The 678-nt window shown below is 36.3% G+C and carries 1 protein-coding gene; it reads right to left on the bottom strand.

The features are described from left to right. Positions 1–678, bottom strand: a 678-nt coding sequence (locus tag DM397_RS00505; protein ID WP_162615435.1) for an AMP-binding protein, incomplete at both ends; no start/stop codon positions are given.

The following is a 678-nucleotide window of genomic DNA, read 5'->3' on the forward strand; positions in this document are numbered from 1 at the left end:
CATAATCTCTGATACAGAAGCATCAAAGGCAACAGAAGCAAACCAGACTACTTTGTCGTTTTGGGTAATACCAAAGGTTTTAATCTGATCCAAGGACATGTTGACATTACTGCTATGCTCCACCATAACGCCTTTGGGCTGTCCTGTGGAACCTGAAGTGTAAATGATATAGGCTAAATCATTAGCGGTATTTATCTTTGTAATATTTTCTTTTGAATATTTATGTTGAACCTGTTCAAAATTGCCTAAAATATTCTCATCAATAACGGCTTTACAATTACTGTCCTGTTCGATATAATCGATGCGGTCTTGCGGATAATTAACAGCTATGGGAAGATAGGCGGCTGCGGATTTCAATACTCCTAAAATCGCTATAATCATTCTATCGCTTTTATCGAGCTTTATTCCTATCAGATCATCTGGTTTAATTGCATAATTTTCTCTTAAATAATAAGCCAACTGATTCGACTTCTCATTAAGTTCCTGATACGTCAGTTTTGTTTCTTCAAAAACAACAGCAATATTATTTGGTGTCTTTCTAACCTGTTCTTCAAATAAATCTACGATTGTTTTGTCTCTTAGGTACGCTGCGTTTGTATCGTTGAATGCTGTCAATAACTGATTCTGCTCTTCAAATGTTAGGCAACCAATTTCCTGAATCAGCCTTTCAGGCTGTTC

The sequence above is a fragment of the Flavobacterium nitrogenifigens genome, assembly GCF_003254565.1.
Lineage (GTDB): Bacteria > Bacteroidota > Bacteroidia > Flavobacteriales > Flavobacteriaceae > Flavobacterium > Flavobacterium nitrogenifigens.